General features: G+C 67.2%; 16 protein-coding genes and 1 pseudogene. 9 read left to right on the forward strand and 8 right to left on the reverse strand.

Annotated features, from left to right (window positions below; genetic code table 11):
* Nucleotides 1–18 precede the first annotated feature (18 nt).
* On the reverse strand, nucleotides 19–276 hold the full coding sequence (locus OHA11_RS38835; RefSeq protein WP_266504477.1) for a hypothetical protein: 258 nt from the start codon (nucleotides 274–276) through the stop codon (nucleotides 19–21).
* Between the two features lie 269 nt (nucleotides 277–545).
* A complete protein-coding gene (locus tag OHA11_RS38840) occupies nucleotides 546–1,406 on the reverse strand; it encodes a 3-hydroxybutyryl-CoA dehydrogenase (protein WP_266504478.1) in 861 nt (286 codons plus the stop codon).
* Nucleotides 1,407–1,619: 213 nt separating this feature from the next.
* On the opposite strand from OHA11_RS38840, the gene OHA11_RS38845 reads away from it, so the two are divergent.
* On the forward strand, nucleotides 1,620–2,870 hold the full coding sequence (locus tag OHA11_RS38845) for a glycoside hydrolase family 10 protein (RefSeq protein ID WP_266504480.1): 1,251 nt from the start codon (nucleotides 1,620–1,622) through the stop codon (nucleotides 2,868–2,870).
* A gap of 293 nt (nucleotides 2,871–3,163) precedes the next feature.
* On the opposite strand, the gene OHA11_RS38850 is transcribed toward OHA11_RS38845, so the two are convergent.
* Both OHA11_RS38850 and OHA11_RS38855 read right to left on the reverse strand, forming a co-directional pair.
* Entirely contained in the window at nucleotides 3,164–3,376 is a 213-nt protein-coding gene (locus OHA11_RS38850; RefSeq protein ID WP_266504481.1) for a DUF397 domain-containing protein, read from the reverse strand.
* Nucleotides 3,373–4,167 carry a helix-turn-helix transcriptional regulator gene (locus OHA11_RS38855; protein ID WP_266507756.1) on the reverse strand — a complete coding sequence of 265 codons (795 nt, stop codon included), beginning with the start codon at nucleotides 4,165–4,167 and terminating at the stop codon, nucleotides 3,373–3,375. The genes OHA11_RS38850 and OHA11_RS38855 overlap by 4 nt, the downstream gene beginning before the upstream one ends.
* A gap of 564 nt (nucleotides 4,168–4,731) precedes the next feature.
* Between OHA11_RS38855 and OHA11_RS38865 the strand changes: the two genes are divergently transcribed.
* The 4 genes from OHA11_RS38865 (at nucleotide 4,732) to OHA11_RS38880 (ending at nucleotide 9,213) form a co-directional block, all read left to right on the forward strand.
* Nucleotides 4,732–5,013 carry a hypothetical protein gene (locus OHA11_RS38865; protein ID WP_266504486.1) on the forward strand — a complete coding sequence of 94 codons (282 nt, stop codon included), beginning with the start codon at nucleotides 4,732–4,734 and terminating at the stop codon, nucleotides 5,011–5,013.
* An 88-nt stretch (nucleotides 5,014–5,101) separates the two neighbouring features.
* Nucleotides 5,102–5,980: a radical SAM/SPASM domain-containing protein gene (locus tag OHA11_RS38870; RefSeq protein WP_266507758.1), complete on the forward strand. Its 879-nt coding sequence runs from the start codon at nucleotides 5,102–5,104 to the stop codon at nucleotides 5,978–5,980.
* A gap of 7 nt (nucleotides 5,981–5,987) precedes the next feature.
* Nucleotides 5,988–6,788, forward strand: a complete 801-nt coding sequence (locus tag OHA11_RS38875; protein ID WP_266504489.1) for a hypothetical protein — start codon at nucleotides 5,988–5,990, stop codon at nucleotides 6,786–6,788.
* Nucleotides 6,789–7,863: 1,075 nt separating this feature from the next.
* A complete protein-coding gene (locus tag OHA11_RS38880) occupies nucleotides 7,864–9,213 on the forward strand; it encodes a replication initiator (RefSeq protein ID WP_266504492.1) in 1,350 nt (449 codons plus the stop codon).
* Between the two features lie 113 nt (nucleotides 9,214–9,326).
* On the opposite strand, the gene OHA11_RS38885 is transcribed toward OHA11_RS38880, so the two are convergent.
* Entirely contained in the window at nucleotides 9,327–10,895 is a 1,569-nt protein-coding gene (locus OHA11_RS38885; RefSeq protein ID WP_266504494.1) for a recombinase family protein, read from the reverse strand.
* Between the two features lie 39 nt (nucleotides 10,896–10,934).
* Here OHA11_RS38885 and OHA11_RS38890 point away from each other — a divergent pair.
* Nucleotides 10,935–11,255 (forward strand): annotated as a pseudogene (locus tag OHA11_RS38890) (hypothetical protein); the annotation flags it as partial.
* On the opposite strand, the gene OHA11_RS38895 reads toward OHA11_RS38890, so the two are convergent.
* Together OHA11_RS38895 and OHA11_RS38900 are read right to left on the reverse strand one after the other, a co-directional pair.
* Nucleotides 11,252–11,446 (reverse strand): DUF1918 domain-containing protein, encoded by a 195-nt coding sequence (locus OHA11_RS38895; RefSeq protein ID WP_266504496.1) that lies wholly within the window; start codon nucleotides 11,444–11,446, stop codon nucleotides 11,252–11,254. The pseudogene OHA11_RS38890 and the gene OHA11_RS38895 sit on opposite strands and share 4 nt — an antisense overlap.
* A 93-nt stretch (nucleotides 11,447–11,539) precedes the next feature.
* Entirely contained in the window at nucleotides 11,540–12,532 is a 993-nt protein-coding gene (locus OHA11_RS38900) for a DMT family transporter (protein ID WP_266504498.1), read from the reverse strand.
* Here OHA11_RS38900 and OHA11_RS38905 point away from each other — a divergent pair.
* Nucleotides 12,531–13,970, forward strand: a complete 1,440-nt coding sequence (locus OHA11_RS38905; protein WP_266504499.1) for a PLP-dependent aminotransferase family protein — start codon at nucleotides 12,531–12,533, stop codon at nucleotides 13,968–13,970. The two genes, OHA11_RS38900 and OHA11_RS38905, sit on opposite strands and share 2 nt — an antisense overlap.
* Nucleotides 13,971–14,086: 116 nt before the next feature.
* Nucleotides 14,087–14,671 carry a histidine phosphatase family protein gene (locus tag OHA11_RS38910; protein WP_266504502.1) on the forward strand — a complete coding sequence of 195 codons (585 nt, stop codon included), beginning with the start codon at nucleotides 14,087–14,089 and terminating at the stop codon, nucleotides 14,669–14,671.
* Here OHA11_RS38910 and OHA11_RS38915 read toward each other — a convergent pair.
* Nucleotides 14,668–15,201: a DUF6314 family protein gene (locus OHA11_RS38915; RefSeq protein ID WP_266504504.1), complete on the reverse strand. Its 534-nt coding sequence runs from the start codon at nucleotides 15,199–15,201 to the stop codon at nucleotides 14,668–14,670. The genes OHA11_RS38910 and OHA11_RS38915 overlap by 4 nt on opposite strands.
* 139 nt (nucleotides 15,202–15,340) lie before the next feature.
* Here OHA11_RS38915 and OHA11_RS38920 point away from each other — a divergent pair, with 139 nt between their 5' ends.
* Nucleotides 15,341–17,827: an alpha-L-arabinofuranosidase C-terminal domain-containing protein gene (locus OHA11_RS38920; RefSeq protein WP_266504507.1), complete on the forward strand. Its 2,487-nt coding sequence runs from the start codon at nucleotides 15,341–15,343 to the stop codon at nucleotides 17,825–17,827.
* Nucleotides 17,828–17,915 lie beyond the last annotated feature (88 nt).

Genomic DNA, 17,915 nt, shown 5'->3' on the forward strand with positions numbered 1-17,915 from the left:
GGCCTAGGCCGACAGGACCTAGCGGCCCAGAGCCTGATAGACCGCCACGGCGAGCGCGCCCACGGCCGTCACGACCGCTACCGCACGCAGTGGCCAGCGGGTGTGTTCCAGTGTGACGACCCGTGCGCTCAGGTCGTCGACCTCCTTGGCGGTCTGTTCGGCTCGATGGCTGAGCAGAGCCAGGCCGCCCTCGACGCGGGCATGAGCCACATCGAGTTTGCGGCGTAACTCTGCGAGTTCCCCTTGGACCACGGGATGCTCCGGGTCGGCGGTCACGGGTCCGCTCCTTTCCGTAGTCGGCACATCCGCTACATGCGCACGGAAAGTCAACTCGCCTGGTGGACGCGTGGGGAGAGTGTGCGAGGGGCATATGCGAGCCCGGTGCGCACACGGTGTGTGAATGGTGCGGGCCCGGCCCTCCGAAGAGGGCCGGGCCCGCACTGCCCCAAGACTTACGGACGGTAGCCGCGCCCCCGGAAAGGGCGCGGGGAACTGCGCGACAAGCCACGACAAACCCGCAGCCAAGCGACAACCTGCGGGACCGTTCAGGCGTACGTGTAGAACCCGGAGCCGGACTTACGTCCGAGCCGCCCCGCATCCACCATGCGCTGAAGCAGCGGCGGAGCCGCATACAGCGGCTCCTTGTATTCGTCATACATCGAATCCGCGACCGACGCGACCGTGTCGAGACCGATCAGATCGGACAGCTTGAGCGGCCCCATCGGATGGGCACACCCCAGCTCCATGCCGTTGTCGATGTCCTCGCGGCTCGCCATGCCGGACTCGAACATCCGGATCGCGGAGAGCAGGTACGGGATCAGCAGCGCGTTGACCACGAAGCCCGAGCGGTCCTGCGCACGGATCGCGTGCTTGCCGAGGATCTTCTCGACCAGCGACTGCGCCCGGCTGAGGGTGCCCTCGGAGGTGGTGAGGGCCGGGATCAGCTCGACGAGCTTCTGCACCGGGGCCGGGTTGAAGAAGTGGATGCCGATGACCTGATCGGGACGCGACGTGGCGACGGCGAGCTTCACCAGCGGGATCGAGGAGGTGTTGGAGGCGAGGATCGCGTCCTGCCGGGTCACCACCTGGTCGAGCACCTGGAAGATCTCGGTCTTCACCTGCTCGTTCTCGACGACCGCCTCGATCACCAGATCGCGGTCGGAGAACTCGCCGAGGTCGGTGGTGAAGGAGAGCCGCGCCTGGGTGGCGTCCCGCTCCTCCTCGGAGATCTTGCCGCGCTCGGCCGCCTTGGCGAGCGAGTTGTGGAGCCGGGTCCGGCCAATCTCCAACGCCTCACCGGTGGTCTCGGCGACCTTCACATCCAGGCCGGCGCGGGCGCACACCTCGGCGATGCCCGCTCCCATCTGGCCGCAGCCCACCACTCCGACGCGTTCGATGTCGGTCACATCGTTCCCTTCGCTGATCATCGGCTCTGGCAGGTTTCCCGTTGTTCGGTTCCTGCTCCATTCGGGCACGTTACTCCCGAACTCCCGATGATCGATCGCCCGGGTCAGGCATGCTGTCGGTTCGAGGATCCGTCCGCGGACAATCCGGGGACAACCCGAAGACAATCAGTGACGGGCACGGTTCGGTGCGTGCGGGTGTTTGGGGGAAGGCTCATGGGACGGGTCACGCGGCGGGTGTTCGCGGCGGCGCTGCTGGCGGGGTTCGCGACGACCGGGGACGCGGCGGCCACGCCGGAGCGGCCCGCGCCGGACCGCCGGGCGCCCGGCCGTGCGCTGCGCGGCATGTGGCTGGCGACCGTCGCGAACCGTGACTGGCCCTCGAAGCCCGGGCTGACGGCGGCGCAGCAGCGCGCCGAACTGCTCGCGCATCTCGACCAGGCGGTGGAGCGCCGGCTGAACGCGGTGATCTTCCAGGTGCGGCCCACGGCCGACGCGCTGTGGCCCTCGCCGTACGAGCCCTGGGCGCAGTGCCTCACCGGTGTCCAGGGCAAGGCCCCCGGCTGGGACCCGCTCGGCACCGCGGTGAAGGAGGCCCACGCGCGCGGTCTGGAACTGCACGCCTGGTTCAACCCGTACCGGATCGCCAACCACACCGACCCGACGAAGCTGGTCGCCTCGCACCCGGCCCGTAAGCACCCCGACTGGGTCGTGCCGTACGGCGGGAAGCTGTACTACAACCCGGGGCTGCCCGAGGTCCGGACGTTCGTCCAGGACGCGATGCTCGACGCGGTGAAGAAGTACGCCCTGGACGCCGTGCACTGGGACGACTACTTCTACCCGTATCCGGTCGCGGGCCAGGTCTTCGACGACGACGCCGCGTTCGCCGAGTACGGCGGTGACTTCTCCGACCGGGCGGCCTGGCGGCGGAACAACATCGACCGTCTGGTGCTGGAGACGGCCGACCGGATCGGGAAGGTCCGGCCGGGCACGCAGTTCGGGATCAGCCCGTTCGGGGTGTGGCGCAACGCCGAGACCGACTCGCTGGGCTCGGACACCCGGGCCGGCGTGCAGACGTACGACGATCTCCACGCCGACACCAGGAAGTGGGTCCGGGAGGGCTGGATCGACTACATCGTCCCGCAGCTGTATTGGTTGGCACAACCTCTTGACCAGCAGGTTCCTGCAAATTATTCAGTCCTCGTGCCGTGGTGGGCAGAGGTCGCCAAGGGCACTGGTGTAAAGCTCTACATCGGCGAAGCTCTGTACAAGGCTGGCGACCCGGCGCAGCCTGCGGCCTGGCAGGACCCTGCCGAACTCTCCCGGCATCTCACGCTGGCCGCGAAGTATCCGGAGGTGAAGGGGCACATCTTCTTCGCCGCCAGGGAGGTTGGGGCGGACCGGATCGGCGCGATGGCTCGCGTGGTTGCCGATCACTACCAGCCGTCAGCGAGGGTGCCGCGATGACGGACAGTAGCAGTACGGGGCTCAATGGCTCCTACGCCCTGCTTGCCAAGCTCCTTGATCAGCACAGTGAGCGGGAGCAGGTCCAGATCCGTGGAGCGTTGTTCGGAGTTGGGTCAGTTCCCCGGCAGCAACGCGCAGAACCGGCGGGAGTTACTCCGCTGCCCCGGAGGAGGGCCGGAACTGTCTCCATCAAGGTTGCTGTCAGAAGGCGAGAGCTCAAGCCGTCCTGACGCCCTTTCAGGGATGCGACAGGCCCCCTCCAAAGGGAGGGGGCCTGTTCTGTGTTGAGGCTGTCAGGCCTGGGCCCTCGCGAAGTGCACGAAGGCACCCCAAGCATGGGCAGAGACGATCAGGGCGCGCCCATCCGGCACCTTGCTGTCGCGGACAGGGACGGTGCCTGAGGCCGTGGCAACCCCCGGCGCCCACTCGATGCACTGTCCACCTTCGCCGCCGCTGTAACTGGACTTGACCCACCGCGCGTGGGTGAGGTCCGGGGTGTTGCTCATGAGGTGTACGCCTCCATTGCTTCACGGATGAGGGCCACTGAGTCTTCCGGTGACAGCGCCGCAGCCCGAAGCCGGTCGTAAGTGGCCTGAGCTTCTGCCACGGCGGCAGCCGAGTCGGTCACGTGGCCCTGTCCCCGAGACTCTGAATACATGACGGATTGTCCGTCATTCTGACTGAGCACATTAAACGGCAACGATGCTGCTGGGGCACCTGCCTTGAACGGGAGTACTTGGACCGTGACGTGCGGTGACTCGGTATCCACCAAGAGGTGTTCAAGCTGCGCCTGCATGACCTCAGGGCCGCCCACGACTGCCCGCAAGACTGCTTCGTGAAGGATCACCCACAGCAGGGGAGGGGCATCCCTCTCCATCACGTCACGCCGACGTGTGCGCGCCTCGATCCGGCCCTTGATTACGTCTGAGCTCTCACGGGGGTGCGTTGCCCGGAAGACTGCTCCCGCGTAGGCAGGGGTCTGCAACATGCCCATCACAAACGCGTTCGAGTAATCGAGGATCTGAGAAGCCCGGCGTTCCAGTTGGAGGTATGGAACGAACCAACTGGGGTGGTCACCCTTCAGGAGGCGCATGAGCTGGCGGGTGAACAGGTTGCCTGTGTTGAAGGCCAGGTCACAGCCGCGTGCGAACTTCTCGCTCGGTACGACAGCGCCTTTCTCAACCTTGCTCACATAGCTCTCGGAGTAGCCCGTGGAGTGCCCTAACCCCTTCTGGCTCATGCCATGTGAGGTGCGCACTTCACGGACGTCAAGTCCGAAGCTCCTGAGCGGATTCAAGTTCTCGGGGTTTGATGCCTCACTCACACGTCTGACCTCCCGTTTCGGCCTCTGACCAAGTGCGCGGCAGGCAGGCGCACTTGAACAACGTCATTCAAGTACCCCAAGTCTAGGGTCCCCTGTGCTGGTCTGGTTACTGACAGGCACGGAAACGGTGTGAAGGGGTATGGCGACCGGCCATGATCAGCATCACTGAGACGAACACGATGCCGGACGACGTGGCGCGGTTGGTCGCGCAGGCAAGGGAGTTTGGTCCGTCGGCGTTAGCGGGGTGGCGACCGAACGGCGGCTTCGCTGATCCTCACACCGTGGACCTGCGAGCCGTTGAGGACGGGCTCAGGCGGTTGATCGCATGAAGCCTTCCATCGGCACCACGGTCAGGGACGAAGGCAGTCGCAGAGTCGGAAAGGTGATGGGGCATGAGGGGCCCTACGTCCAACTTCGCCCGCTCAACGGTGGGCGTGAGTGGGACGCAGTGCCGGAGAATTGCAAGTCCATCTCCCGATCCGAAGCCCTCAGCGGTGCTGTGGCCGAAGTAAACGCACTGAGTTCGCGGAGTGTGAAATGACCCGCCAGATCTTCCGCTACGAGAACTACACCACGCGGCAAGACCCCACCGTCGAACCCGAATACAGCGCTGAATGCGTGGGCGATCAACAAGCCTGTGGTGAGAAGTCCGGGAAACGCTCCGCCGCCAACGATGTTGACGATTGGATGAGGGAACACATGCGGGACGCCGGACACCGGCATTTCCGCCGTTCATTCGAAGACTTCGCAGAGTTGGAACTCACCGCTGGGATTCCGACAGCCCTGGAACCTGCACGGTTCCAGCGTCCAAGACCATGACGAGAGGAAGTCTGCAAGACACCACCCCGTGCACGTCACCTGACCGACCAGATCACTCAGTGAGAGAGGTACGCCAGTGACAACAATCGTGGAAGCACCGACCACAGAGGCATCACCTGCCAGCCCCCGGCTTCTGTGGCTGGATCTGACTCGAAAGTGCCAACTCAAGTGCGTGCACTGCTACAACGCGTCAGGACCGGATGGGACCCACGGCACTATGAGCCGTGAGAACTGGATCGGAGTCCTGGACCAGGCAGCTGAAGCCGGTGTTCGCGGTGTCCAGTTCACTGGCGGGGAAGTCACCATGCACCCCGATGCCCCGGAGCTGATCAGCCACGCGCTGAACCTCGGCCTGAAGGTCGAAGTCTTCAGCAATCTGGTACACGTCACGGCCGACTGGTGGGACCTGTTGCAACGTGACGGGGTCACGCTTGCCACGTCGTACTACTCCGACCAGGACACCGAACACAACGCGATGACTGGCCGTCCCAGTCATCGCCGGACACGGGCGAACATCGAAAAGGCCACTCGGCTCGGCATCCCGGTGCGCGTTGGTGTCATCGTCGGTGGCGAGACGCAGCGCGCCAGCGAGGGGCGGCAGGAACTTGAGGCGCTGGGCGTGCCTCACATCCGTGTCGATCACGTTCGGCCCTTCGGGCGTGGCGCGGAGGGTCAGGCGCCGAACGTGGGCAACCTGTGCGGCCGGTGCGGTACAGACCGGGCCGCCGTCGGCCCTACCGGCGAGGTCTCCCCGTGTGTCTTTTCGGGCTGGCTGGGCGTCGGCAACGTCAAGGACACTCCGCTCGCCACTATCCTCGGCAGTCGCGCTATGGCTGCGGCCAACGCGTCCATCCGAAGCAGGCGTGGCACCGGCACGCCGGAGAAGGGCGACCCTTGCGGACCCGACGACACCGACGACGAGTGCAGCCCGGGATTTCCAGGCAGTGAGTGCACCCCGAGGAACTGAAGGAAACATGAGCCCCATTCCCACATCAGAGATTCGGGCACTGATCCGCCCGCACACGGGGGAGCTGACCGACATTCAGCGCACCTCACGCGGGTTCAGCTCGGACGTCACGGCCCTGGTCAACTGTGAGGAGGGGCCGTTCTTCGTCAAGGCGGTCCGTAACCGGCCCGGAGGTCGCCGCGACTCCATTACCCGCGAGAGGCTGATCAATCCGTTCGTCTGCCCCCTCTCCCCGGCGTTGCGGTGGCATGCGGAAGGCGAAGACTGGATTGCGCTGGGCTTCGAATTGGTGGAAGGGCGGTCGTCCGACTTCGGGCCGGGCTCCTCGGATTTGCCCGAGATCGTCGAACTCCTCGACCGAATTGGGAAACTGGACCTCCCCGATGTAGCCCGGGACTGGCCCGAAACCCGCTGGAACCGGTTCGCGCTCGACGAGACGGAAGTTGAACTGTTCCAGGGTGGGGCGCTGCTCCACACGGACATCAACCCGAGCAACCTGATTGCCGGGGGACAGGACATGTGGGCGGTGGACTGGGCTTGGCCGACTCGAGGGGCGGCGTTCATCGATCCGGCCCTGTTCGTCGTCCAGCTCGTGTCAGCCGGACACAGCGCCGAGTCCGCTGAATCGTGGGCATCCGGCTGCGCGGCATGGGTGAACGCGGACCCGAAGGCAATCGATGCCTTCGCCGCTGCGACCCTGCGCATGTATCGCGTGTTCGCCGACCGAAAGCCCGATGCGTCATGGCTTAAGGTCATGGTTGCGGCAGCTCAATCTTGGGTTGAGCACCGTGGCGTGACGGGCGTCTGAAGGCTGCCCCGTCCGTCTGCCTCCCCCGTGGTGGATGGGCGGGGTTTCGTATGTGCGTTGTCCCTGGTAGAGGCGCGCTGTGGGCACGCCGCCGGCCGTAGAGGCTTGGGACGGGAGCTGCCATGGGGCGAGTGATCATGGCCCCGTAAGCTTCCGGCGCGTCGGGCAGTCTGTTGAGCTGCCCGGTAAAGCACGACGTTGGGGCCATGATCTTAGAGGCTCGCCCCATGGTGGCTGTCTCAAGCCTCGTAGGCCGTCGGCCCCCGCCCCCACGGGTTGAACCTGATCTGCCCGGACCGTCGTTGGGCTGCCTCCGCCCGTGATGGACCCGGCACGGCTCTGGAGGTACCCGGCGGCGAGATCGGGCCCGGGGAGCTGGCTTACGTCGCGTTGGACGTCCGTCCTGGCGTCAGCACCCCGGGACGGCTGGAGAGGTAAGCGGTCGGGGCCAGAAGCCGTCTGCTTCGATGGGCCGCCGTGTGGTGCCGGGCGGTGTCCGACCGGACGGGACCGGCCGGAGGCCGCATGCCCGGCCGAGGCGGACAGAGCCGCCCGGCGCGCCGCAGGCGCGCCCTGGAGGAAGTAAAGACGGTTTCCGCCACCCTCGCCCGGTTGCCCCGACCGAGCCGCCCCCGGGAGCGCACGGCAAAGGGGGGAACGGATCAACGCAGCGTATGAGCCTGCGGCTTCGGGGCCAGATTCCTCCTCCTGGGCTCATCTCCTGAGGGCGTGTGAGGGGTCTAATTCGAGGGCTTTCGGCGGCCCCAACTCGTATAATTCGAGGGCAAGTTGAGTGCGCCTGACGTGGGCGTATGCAATGTAGGCGCCCTGTTAGCGCACAGAGAGGAACTCGTCATGAATCCGCGCAATCTACTTCCTGATTTGAGGCTTTGGAGGCCGTGTCATGTCTGCCGAATTCGACGGCAAAATCACACGCAATATCCGCTCCTTCGCATCGGCGCCCGCTCTGCCGGAACGTCGCGCCGTCCTGGAGCGCGAACAACGCATACGTGCACTCTCAGAGGCGGACCTTGATGTCATACGGCTCGTCAACGATCCGCTCTTTCCTCGCTGGATGGAGCAGATTAAATCAATAGGCGGATGCGCCCATCCGGTGCACCTGTCTGGCGCTACGACTACGTGGGACGCCACGACGGGTGAGGTGATCTCGGCCTACTCGACGGCCCATGAGCCCGGGGAGCGGCTGCCCGTGCGGTGCCGTAACCGGCGCTCCTCGGTGTGTGAGCCGTGCTCGTACCTGCATGCCGGGGACACCTTCCAACTGGTGCGCTCCGGGCTGCTGGGCGGCAAGGGGGTCCCTGAGACAGTCACGGGGCAACCGCGCCTGTTCGTCACGCTCACGGCTCCGTCGTTCGGTCTGGTCCATCACGTCGTGCAGGGCGGGCGGTGCCGTCCCCGCCGGGAAGATCCCCGGTGTGAGCACGGGCGTTCGCTTGCCTGTATGCACGTCCACGATGAGGATGATCCGCTGCTCGGTCGGCCGCTCTGTGCGGACTGCTACGACTATGTGGGGCACGTGCTGTGGCACGCCCACGCCGGTCGGCTGTGGGACCGGTTCACCACGGGGGTGCGCCGGTGCCTGGCGACGGCTGGCGGGATAGCTCGGTCTCGGCTCGGTGATCACCTGGTGGTGTCGTTCGCGAAGGTCGCCGAGTACCAGAGGCGGGCGGCGGTGCACTTCCATGCCGTGGTCCGGCTCGACGGGGCGGGCGGTCCTGGTGATCCGTCTCCGGCGTGGGCAACGGGTGAGTTGCTGGACGACGCGGTCCGTGCGGCTGCCGGGTCGGCGAGTGCGAGGGTGCCCGAGTCGGACGCGTACAGCACCGAACTACTCACTCTGGGCGATCAGTTGGACGTCCGGCCGATTAGGGCGTTCGGCGATGAGGACGGTGTCAGTGATGACGCGGTGGCCGCCTACGTGGCCAAGTACGTGTCCAAGGGGGCCGCTGACAGCGGTGCAGGGCTCGACTACTCCGTATCGAGCCTGGAGGACATCCGGGCGGCTGCCGTCACGCCCCACATCCGGGCCCTGATGGGCACGTGTTGGCGCTTGGGTGGCCTGGCCGAACTGGAACACCTCAGGCTGCGGTTCTGGGCTCACGCGCTCGGCTACCGGGGCCACATCCTCACCAAATCCCGCCGCTACTCCACCACCTACGCCGCACTACGGGCCGTCCGCGCCGACTACTTGCGCTCCGCTACCGGAACGCCTGCGGACGCATCGCGCAGCGTGACGGAATCGGCCTGGCGCTACGTCGGCTCCGGCCACACTCCCGGGGCCGCCCAACTCGCCGCAGGAATCGCCGAAGACCTCGCACGGTCCCGGCAACTTCATAAGGAAGCAGAAGAAGACGAGGAGTGGCTTGGGGGCGTAAGTGGTGAGCGGGGAGAGGTGAACGAGTGACGGTTCGGGTGTACCGAGTAAGTGAGAATGGAGAGCGGACACTCGTCCGGGTAAAGAAGTCCTGATGCAAAGAAACCCCGGTTCCCTTGTGGGGGCCGGGGTTTCTTACGTTCTCAGAAACCAGTCTTGAAGGCGTCCTCTCGGATTACCAGTCGCTCTCTCACATCCTCGGGAATCAGTAGGTCCGCCTCAACTTCGTTGGACTCGTCGTATCCCACCTCAAACTTGATACCGGCACGCAACAGGTCCCGAGACATGGATTCCATGCCTCCATCCTCCCACTGCTGTTGGTACGTGCGACCACCATGAGTGAATACCCACCTGTCTTTGGTGCTCTCCGGGTCGATTTCGTCCATCTGGTTGAGCAGGGACTGAAGGGTTTCCTCTGCGGTCTCTTTGACGAATCCCCCTCGGTCGAAGCGGCCCCCTGGGGCGAGACCTTCCATGTAGTACTTGATGGATGCTTCTACCTGACGGAGTTGGTCCCGAATTTCCGCACCACGGGCGTACTCCCTGTACTCGACGGGGTGGTCCCCAAGTTCTTCAAGTACGGCCTCTACAAGAGCCGCGTAAAGCTCTTGAGGGTCTGCTCCCTTGCCCCCACATACGCGGCAGCGAAGGTACTTGTACCGAACTCCACGGCTGGTAGACGTTCGTACGGTGTAGTTTCCCTTGCACTCGCGGCAGACGATCACGCCAAGAAACTTGGTTGCCCCCGCAGTCCACGGATTCTCATTGGTTCGGCTGGCCCGGTCCAAGGCGCCCTGTAGCTTGTCGAACTCGTCCCGGGTCAGGATCGGGTCCGCTACCTTGATTGGATTGCCCTTGGTGTCGAGGACTTCCTTTGATCGCTTCCGCCCGGATCTCCCAGAGACTTCAACCCGCAGCCCCTTGATTGCCGGGTTGCGGAGCTGAATTAGGAGCGTCGTTGAGGTCCACTTTCCACCGTTGGCCCCCGGGATGCCCGCGCGGTTGAGGATCTTGGCCATTCTTGAGGCAGAGACGCCACGGAGTGCCGCCCCGTAGGCCCATCGCAAGACCTTGTAGCTATGAGGGTCAATTGCGAGGCGAACCTTTTCGCCCTTGTCCTTCTCCGTAACATATCCATATGGAGGCCGCCCGATAATCCAGACGTCTTGTGTCTTCGCATGCTGCCACAAGGACGCAACCCGGATGCCAGTGTTCGCGGCCTCGATCTCCGCCATGCCAGCAATGAGAGAGACGATCGTTTTGCCCATGGTGCTGGAGAGGTCGATGGGGTCGTGAAGGGATTTGAGGTTCTTCCCGTATTCCTGGCACCATTTGATAATCACTTGTAGGTCCAGGATGCGGCGGACGAAGCGGTCCAGCTTCCAGAACATCAGGACGTCGAACTCTGGGGACCGGTCGTTGAGCCAGCCTCCCAGTTCCTTGCGCTTCCATGGCGGGACCTTCGTAGCCGAGACGTTCAGGTCCCTGGCGACACCCACAACCCTGACCCGGTCGTCGTTCGCCTTGCGCCAGAGGTCTAACTCCTGGCGCACCGGAGACGTCGTGTCGTCGGTCAGGATCGACAGGCGGACTGAGAGCAGCGCGCGCGGAGAGTCGTCCGGAAGTTGCTCGTTCACGGCCTTGAGATGCGCAAGCTCGGTCAGCTCGCCCTCTGTCCATGGGTGCTCAAGGCTCACTGTCGCGGTCGTCATGCGGCAAGCTTAGCCAGTTGTCATGTTGGATACACCTGCCCGCAGCTCTACTGGAACATCGGGTTCGCCGCCGCCGACTACGCGAAGCTCGTCCCCTGGTGGGCCGAGGTCGCGCGCGACAGCGACACCAAGCTGTACGTCGGTGAGGCGCTCTACAAGGCCGGTGACCCCGCGCAGCCCGCGGCCTGGCAGGACGCGGCCGAACTGTCCCGGCACCTCACCTTCGCGCGGGACCACCCGGAGGTGGGCGGGCACATCTTCTTCTCCGCCAGGGAAGTGGCGGCCGACCGCATCGGAGCCATGGCACGCGTGGTCGCCGACCACTACCAGCAGCCGGCGAAACGCGCGCGCAAGGCCTAGCGGGTGTTCTCGTGGTGCTGGACCACACAGTCGGGGCCGGGGGACATCAGGGTCTCGTGGCCGTCCTCGAAGCGGACGCGGTAGGGGGGATTCCCCTGCTGCCCGAGCACCTCGATGACTTCCGCGACCCGATCGTGCTGCCCGACGATCCTGCCGTGCACCAGCAGATGGTCGCCTACGGTTGCTTGCATCTGTAGGGCCTCCTCGTTTCGCACGGGAGTAGCGGTTGGTAGCCGCAAGTCTACGGCGGGTGGCACCGGTGGGGACCGGTCCGTAAGGGCCGCTCAGCCTCGTGCACGTTGGGTGACGGCGATGCAGACAAGCACGGCCGCCGCCGTCAGAGGTGCGGCCGGTGTCAGGTGCTCGCCCAGGAGCAGTACCGACCACACCAGTGTGAGCAGCGGCTGCGCCAACTGCAACTGGCTGGCCTTGGGGATGCCGATCGCCGCCATACCGCGGTACCAGACGACCAGGCCCAGGAACTGCGAGCCTGCCGCGATCCACAGCACTCCGGCCACGCTGTGCGCGGTCAGCTGCACGGGCTCGTACGACAGCGCGATCGCGGACACGGGCACCGTCAGGGGCAGGCACAGGACCAGCGCCCAGCCGATGACCTGCCAGCCCGGCATGACGCGGGCCAGTCGGCCGCCCTCCGTGTACCCGGCGGCGCAGACCAGCAGGGATCCGAAGAGGTAGGCGTCCGCGCTGGTGAGCGCGCCGCCGCTCTGCTGCACGGTGAACGCGATCACCACCGCCGCGCCCGCGAGCGCCGCGACCCAGAAGGTGCGGGAGGGGCGCGTGCCGACGCGCAGCGCCGAGAACACGGCCGTCGTCAGGGGGAGCAGTCCGACCACGACCGCGGCGTGCGCGGTGGTCGACGTCTGAAGGGCGAGAGCCGTCAGCATCGGGAATCCGAGCACGACTCCGGCGGCGACGACTGCCAGGCCCGCCCAGTGACGGCGACCGGGGAACGGTATGCGCAGGCCAAGGAGGCAGCTGCCCGCGATGGCCGCCGCCAGGACGGTCCGTACGGCGACGAGCGACCAGGGGCCGAAACCCTCCAGGCCCCAGACGGTGGCCGGGAAGCTGAGGGAGAACGTGGTGACCCCGAGGGCGGCCTGGAGGGTGCCGGCCCGCGTGGCGGAGCCCCGACCGGAGGAGCCCCGACCGGCAGAGCCCCGGTCGGTGGCGAACAGAGCGGGACCGGATTCGACGGGACCGGGTTCGGCGGGCACCGCTATCGCGGTCTGCGCAGTAGCGCTATCCTGTGCTCTCATGCAAGAGCGTAGCAGTGTCGGTGATCTGGCGAGTCAGTTGAGAAGTGAGCTGAACCGCTACTCTCCAGGTGGAAAGCTGCCGTCGAGCCGGGCCCTCGTCGAGCGGTTCCGGGTGAGTCCGGTGACCGTGTCCAGGGCGCTGGCCCAGCTGGCCGCCGAGGGGCTGGTGGTCACCCGGCCCGGAGCGGGAGCGTTCCGGGCCGCGCCGCGTGACACCGGACCGGCCGTCGGGGACACCTCCTGGCAGGAGGTCGCGCTGAGCGCGGACGCCGCCGCCGAACTCGTACCGCGCACGGTGGACGCCTCCGCGGTGCTCGTCACGCTCGCCGCCCCGCCGCCGGGAGTCGTCGAGTTCAACGGCGGCTATCTGCACCCCTCGCTCCAGCCGGAGCGGGCGATGGCCGCCGCGCTGTCCCGGGCGGGCCGCCGCCCCGGCGCCTGGGGACGTCCGCCGGTGGACGGGCTGCCCGAGCTGCGCGAGTGGTTCGCGCGGGGCATCGGCGACGCCGTCACCGCCGCCGAGGTACTGATCACGGCGGGCGGCCAGTCCGCGCTGACCACCGCGCTGCGCGCACTCGCCCCGCCCGGCGCTCCCGTCCTCGTCGAGTCGCCCACCTATCCCGGCATGCTGGCGATCGCCCGAGCCGCCGGTCTCAGGCCCGTGCCGGTGCCCGTGGACCGGGACGGTGTGAAACCGGCGCTCCTCGCCGACGCCTTCAGGGCGACCGGTGCCCGCGTCTTCGTCTGCCAGCCGCTCTTCCAGAACCCGACCGGCGCGGTGCTCGCCCCCGAGCGGCGCGGCGAGGTGCTGCGGATCGCGCGCGACGCGGCCGCGTTCGTCGTCGAGGACGACTTCGTACGCCGTCTTGTGCACGAGGACGCGGGGCCGCTGCCGCGTCCGCTGGCCGCGGACGACCCCGACGGAGTCGTCGTGCACGTCGGTTCCCTCACCAAGGCGACCTCGCCGAGCTTCCGGGTGAGCGCGCTGGCCGCCCGCGGGCCCGTACTGGAACGGCTGCGGGCGATCCAGGTCGTCGACACCTTCTTCGTACCGCGCCCGCTCCAGGAAGCCGCCCTCGAACTCGTCGGCTCGCCCGCCTGGCCCCGCCACCTCCGCGCCGTCTCGGCCGAGTTGAAGAACCGCCGCGACACGATGACCGCCGCGCTCCGGCTGACACTGCCCGAACTCTCCCTGCCCCACATCCCGTCCGGTGGCTACCACCTCTGGCTCCGCCTCCCCGACGGCACGGACGAGCAGGCCCTCCATGCCGCGACTCTCCGCTCGGGCGTCGCCCTCACTCCGGGCCGCCCCTACTTCAGCGCCGAACCCCCCGCCGCGCACGTGCGGTTGAGCTTCGCCGCCGTCGCGGGCACGGCCGAGATCACCGAGGGCGTACGGAGACTGCGGACGGCCTGTGACGAGGTGCTCCGGGTCTGACCGGGCGTCGACGAACCGATGGCGCCGGGTCTCCGGCGAGCCACTGTCCGTATGCATTCCGTACGTGCCGTCGGTCACCTCTTGACCTGCGGAGTCCCGCACTCCACCATCGCCGCATGCATGTACGGGTCACGCTTGTCGCCGCCGCCCGCAGCTCCTCGCTGCTCGCCGAGCGCTTCGACGACGACCGGCCGCTGGACCAGGCGGGCTGGGGCGAGGTGCAACGCGTGGTGCATGCGCTGCTGCCGTTGGCGGCGGCCGAGCTGCGGTACTGCTCGCCGACACCGCGCAGCCGGGCCACCGGTGACGGGCTGGGCCTCAGGCCGCTGGCCCAACCGGCCCTGCGGGACTGCGACATGGGGCGATGGCGCGGTCTGACGCTGGGCGAGGCGATGGCCCGGGAACCCGGGGCCGTCGACGCCTGGCTCGCCGACCCGTACTCCGCGGTACACGGGGGAGAGTCGCTGGTGGAGTTCGTCCGGCGGGTGGGCGGCTGGCTCGACACCCGCCCGGCCGACGACGGGGGCCGCATCGTCGCCGTCGCCGAGCCGGCCGTCGTACGCGCCGCGCTCGTCTACGCCTTGAAGGCGCACCCGTCGGCGTACTGGAATCTCGACATCCGCCCCTTGTCGACGGCCACGCTCACCGGCCGGGCCGGGCGCTGGAACCTCCGCTTCGACGCGCAGTCGGAACGCCTCTAGTCCGGCTGGGAGTTTCGCCCGGACTCCCGCCCGGACTCCCGCCCGGACTCCCGCCCGGGGTCATGTTCGGCGTCAAGTTCGGACTCCCGTGTGTAGTCCGTCGTCAGGAGCAGGTCCTTGGTGGGGCCGCCCACCCGCCACACCGTCCGCCAGTGGTCCGCGTCGTGCACGGTGAACTCGCCGCGGTAGAGGTCCGCCGCGCACGGATGGTCGGTGACGTGCCGCCCGGAAGTCAGGTCCAGGTCGTGGAAGGGGCGGCCGTCCGCGAACCGTACGTCGGCCCGGCCGCCTCCGTCGTCGCCCGCCAGGAACCGCAGGGTCCGCTCGGCCGGGCGGGCCGCGTCCTGCCACACGAAGGTGCCGGACTCGTGGTGGAGCAGCCCGGTCTCCTCGCCGTCCAGCGGCTCGAACACCGTCGTCCCGGTGAAGGCGCCCGCCGCCCCGCTCGCGAGATCCCGCACCGAGCGCTCCACGCGCCAGCTGCCCGCCAGATACGCCAACACGTCGGTCACCGGCCAGAATTCGGACATCCCTTCCGCCTCCCCGGCCTCTCCTGTCCAACCCATTGACGCACTCCCGCCTCCTACCTATCTTGCCGTTCGAAGTATTGATCAATGTCCGATATTTCGAACCACTGTATTGCACGCCTCTCAGAGCCGCGGAGGATCCATGCCACATGCCCGCACCCGCACGCGCTGGAGACTGCCTCTCACGGCCGCCACGTTGCTGGCCGTCTCCCTTCTCGTTCCGGCCCCGGTGAACGCCGCCGCCGGGGACGTCACGGACTACGCGATCACCGTCGACCCCAAGACGCCGGGCGCGCGGATCGACGACACGATGTACGGCGTCTTCTTCGAGGACATCAACCGGGCCGCGGACGGCGGCCTGTACGCGGAGCTCGTACAGAACCGGTCCTTCGAGTACTCGACGGCCGACAACCGCTCGTACACCCCGCTCACCTCCTGGGCGACCACCGGCACCGCGAAGACCGCGGACGACGACGGCCGCCTGAACGCGCGCAACCGCACCTACCTCGCCCTGGACGGCGGCTCGTCCGTCACCAACTCCGGCTACAGCACCGGGATCGCGGTCGCGAAGGGCAAGGCCTACGACTTCTCGGTGTGGGCCCGCGCGGAGGGGCCGCCGCCCCTCACCGTGACCCTGCGGGACGCCGACGGCGAGCTGGCCCCGGCCCGTCGCGTCGGCGCCCGCGGCGGCTGGGCGAAGTACACGGCACGTCTCACCGCCACCCGTACCAGCACCACCGGCCGGCTCACCGTGGCCGCCGAGGGCCCGGTCGCGCTCGACATGATCTCGCTCATCCCGCGCGACACGTACAAGGGCCACGGTCTGCGCAAGGACCTCGCCCGGAAGATCGCCGCGCTGGACCCCGCCTTCGTCCGCTTCCCCGGCGGCTGCCTGGTCAACACGGGCTCCATGCAGGACTACAGCGAGGCGTCCAACTGGGAGCGCAAGCGCTCGTACCAGTGGAAGGACACCATCGGACCCGTCGAGCAGCGCGCGACGAACGCCAACTTCTGGGGCTACAACCAGAGTTACGGGCTCGGCTACTACGAGTACTTCCAGTTCTCCGAGGACATCGGCGCCATGCCGCTGCCCGTGGTGCCCGCCCTCGTCACCGGCTGCGGCCAGAACAGGGCCGTCGACGACGACGCGCTCCTCAAGCGCCACATCCAGGACACCCTGGACCTTATCGAGTTCGCCAACGGACCCGTGACCAGCGAGTGGGGCAAGAAGCGGGCGAGGATGGGCCACTCGAAGCCCTTCCGCCTCACCCACCTCGCGGTCGGCAACGAGGAGAACCTGCCGAACGAGTTCTTCGAGCGGTTCAAGCAGTTCCGTACGGCCATCGAGGCGAAGTACCCGGAGATCACCGTCATCTCCAACTCCGGGCCGGACGACACCGGTTCGACCTTCGACACGGCCTGGAAGCTCAACCGGGAAGCGAACGTCGACATGGTCGACGAGCACTACTACAACAGCCCGGCCTGGTTCCTCCAGAACAACGACCGCTACGACTCGTACGACAGGAACGGGCCCAAGGTCTTCCTCGGCGAGTACGCCTCGCAGGGCAACACCTTCAAGAACGCCCTCTCCGAAGCCGCGTTCATGACCGGCCTCGAACGCAACGCGGACATCGTGAAGCTCGCCTCGTACGCCCCGCTGCTCGCCAACGAGGACTGTGTGCAGTGGCGCCCCGACCTGATCTGGTTCAACAACCACGCCTCCTGGAACTCGGCCAACTACGAGGTCCAGAAGCTGTTCATGCGCAATGTCGGCGACCGGGTCGTACCGTCGAGCGCGACCGGCACGCCGTCGCTGAGCGGGCCCATCTCGGGCGCGGTCGGCCTGTCGACATGGGCGACGACAGCCGCGTACGACGATGTGTCGGTGACCGGCGCGGACGGCACCGTGCTGCTCGGTGACGACTTCTCCGGTGACGCCTCCCAGTGGACCCACACGGGCGGCGGCAGCTGGAGCGTTCAGGACGGGCAGTACGTGCAGAGCGACGTGGCGGCCCAGAACACCATGGTCTCCGCCGGCGACCCGGCCTGGCACGACTACGACCTGAGCGTGAAGGCCACCAAGAAGTCCGGCCGGGAGGGCTTCCTCATCGCCTTCGGCGTCAAGGACACCGGAAACTACTACTGGTGGAACCTGGGCGGCTGGAACAACACCCAGTCCGCCGTCGAACAGGCCGTGGACGGCGGAAAGTCGACGCTCGTCTCCAAGGCCGGGTCCATCGAGACGGGCCGCGCGTACGACATCGACATCAAGGTGCGCGGCCGGCAGGTGACCCTCTACCTCGACGGCCAGGAGTGGGGCCGCTTCACCGACGACAAGCCGGCCGAGCCGTTCCGGCAGGTCGCCACCTTGGACAGGAAGAGCGGTGACCTGATCGTCAAGGTGGTCAACGCCCAGGCGGCGGACGCCCGTACGGCGATCGACCTCGGCGGTGCGAAGGTCCGGCCGAAGGCCGAGGTGACCACGCTCGCCGCCGCGCCCGACGCGGTGAACACCGCGACGGACACGGCCGTCGCGCCCGTCACGTCCACGTTCTCCGGCGTGGCGGACACGTTCACGTACACCTTCCCGGCGAACTCGGTGACGTTCCTGAGGATCAAGAAGGGCTGACGCGGCGGGCGGCTCAGGCGTCGAAATGCTCCTGGGCCGCCCGTCACCGAGTCCGCTCGTCTGTGCGGAATTCATCCGTCAATTTCGG

This window comes from Streptomyces sp. NBC_00878, assembly GCF_026341515.1.
GTDB lineage: Bacteria > Actinomycetota > Actinomycetes > Streptomycetales > Streptomycetaceae > Streptomyces.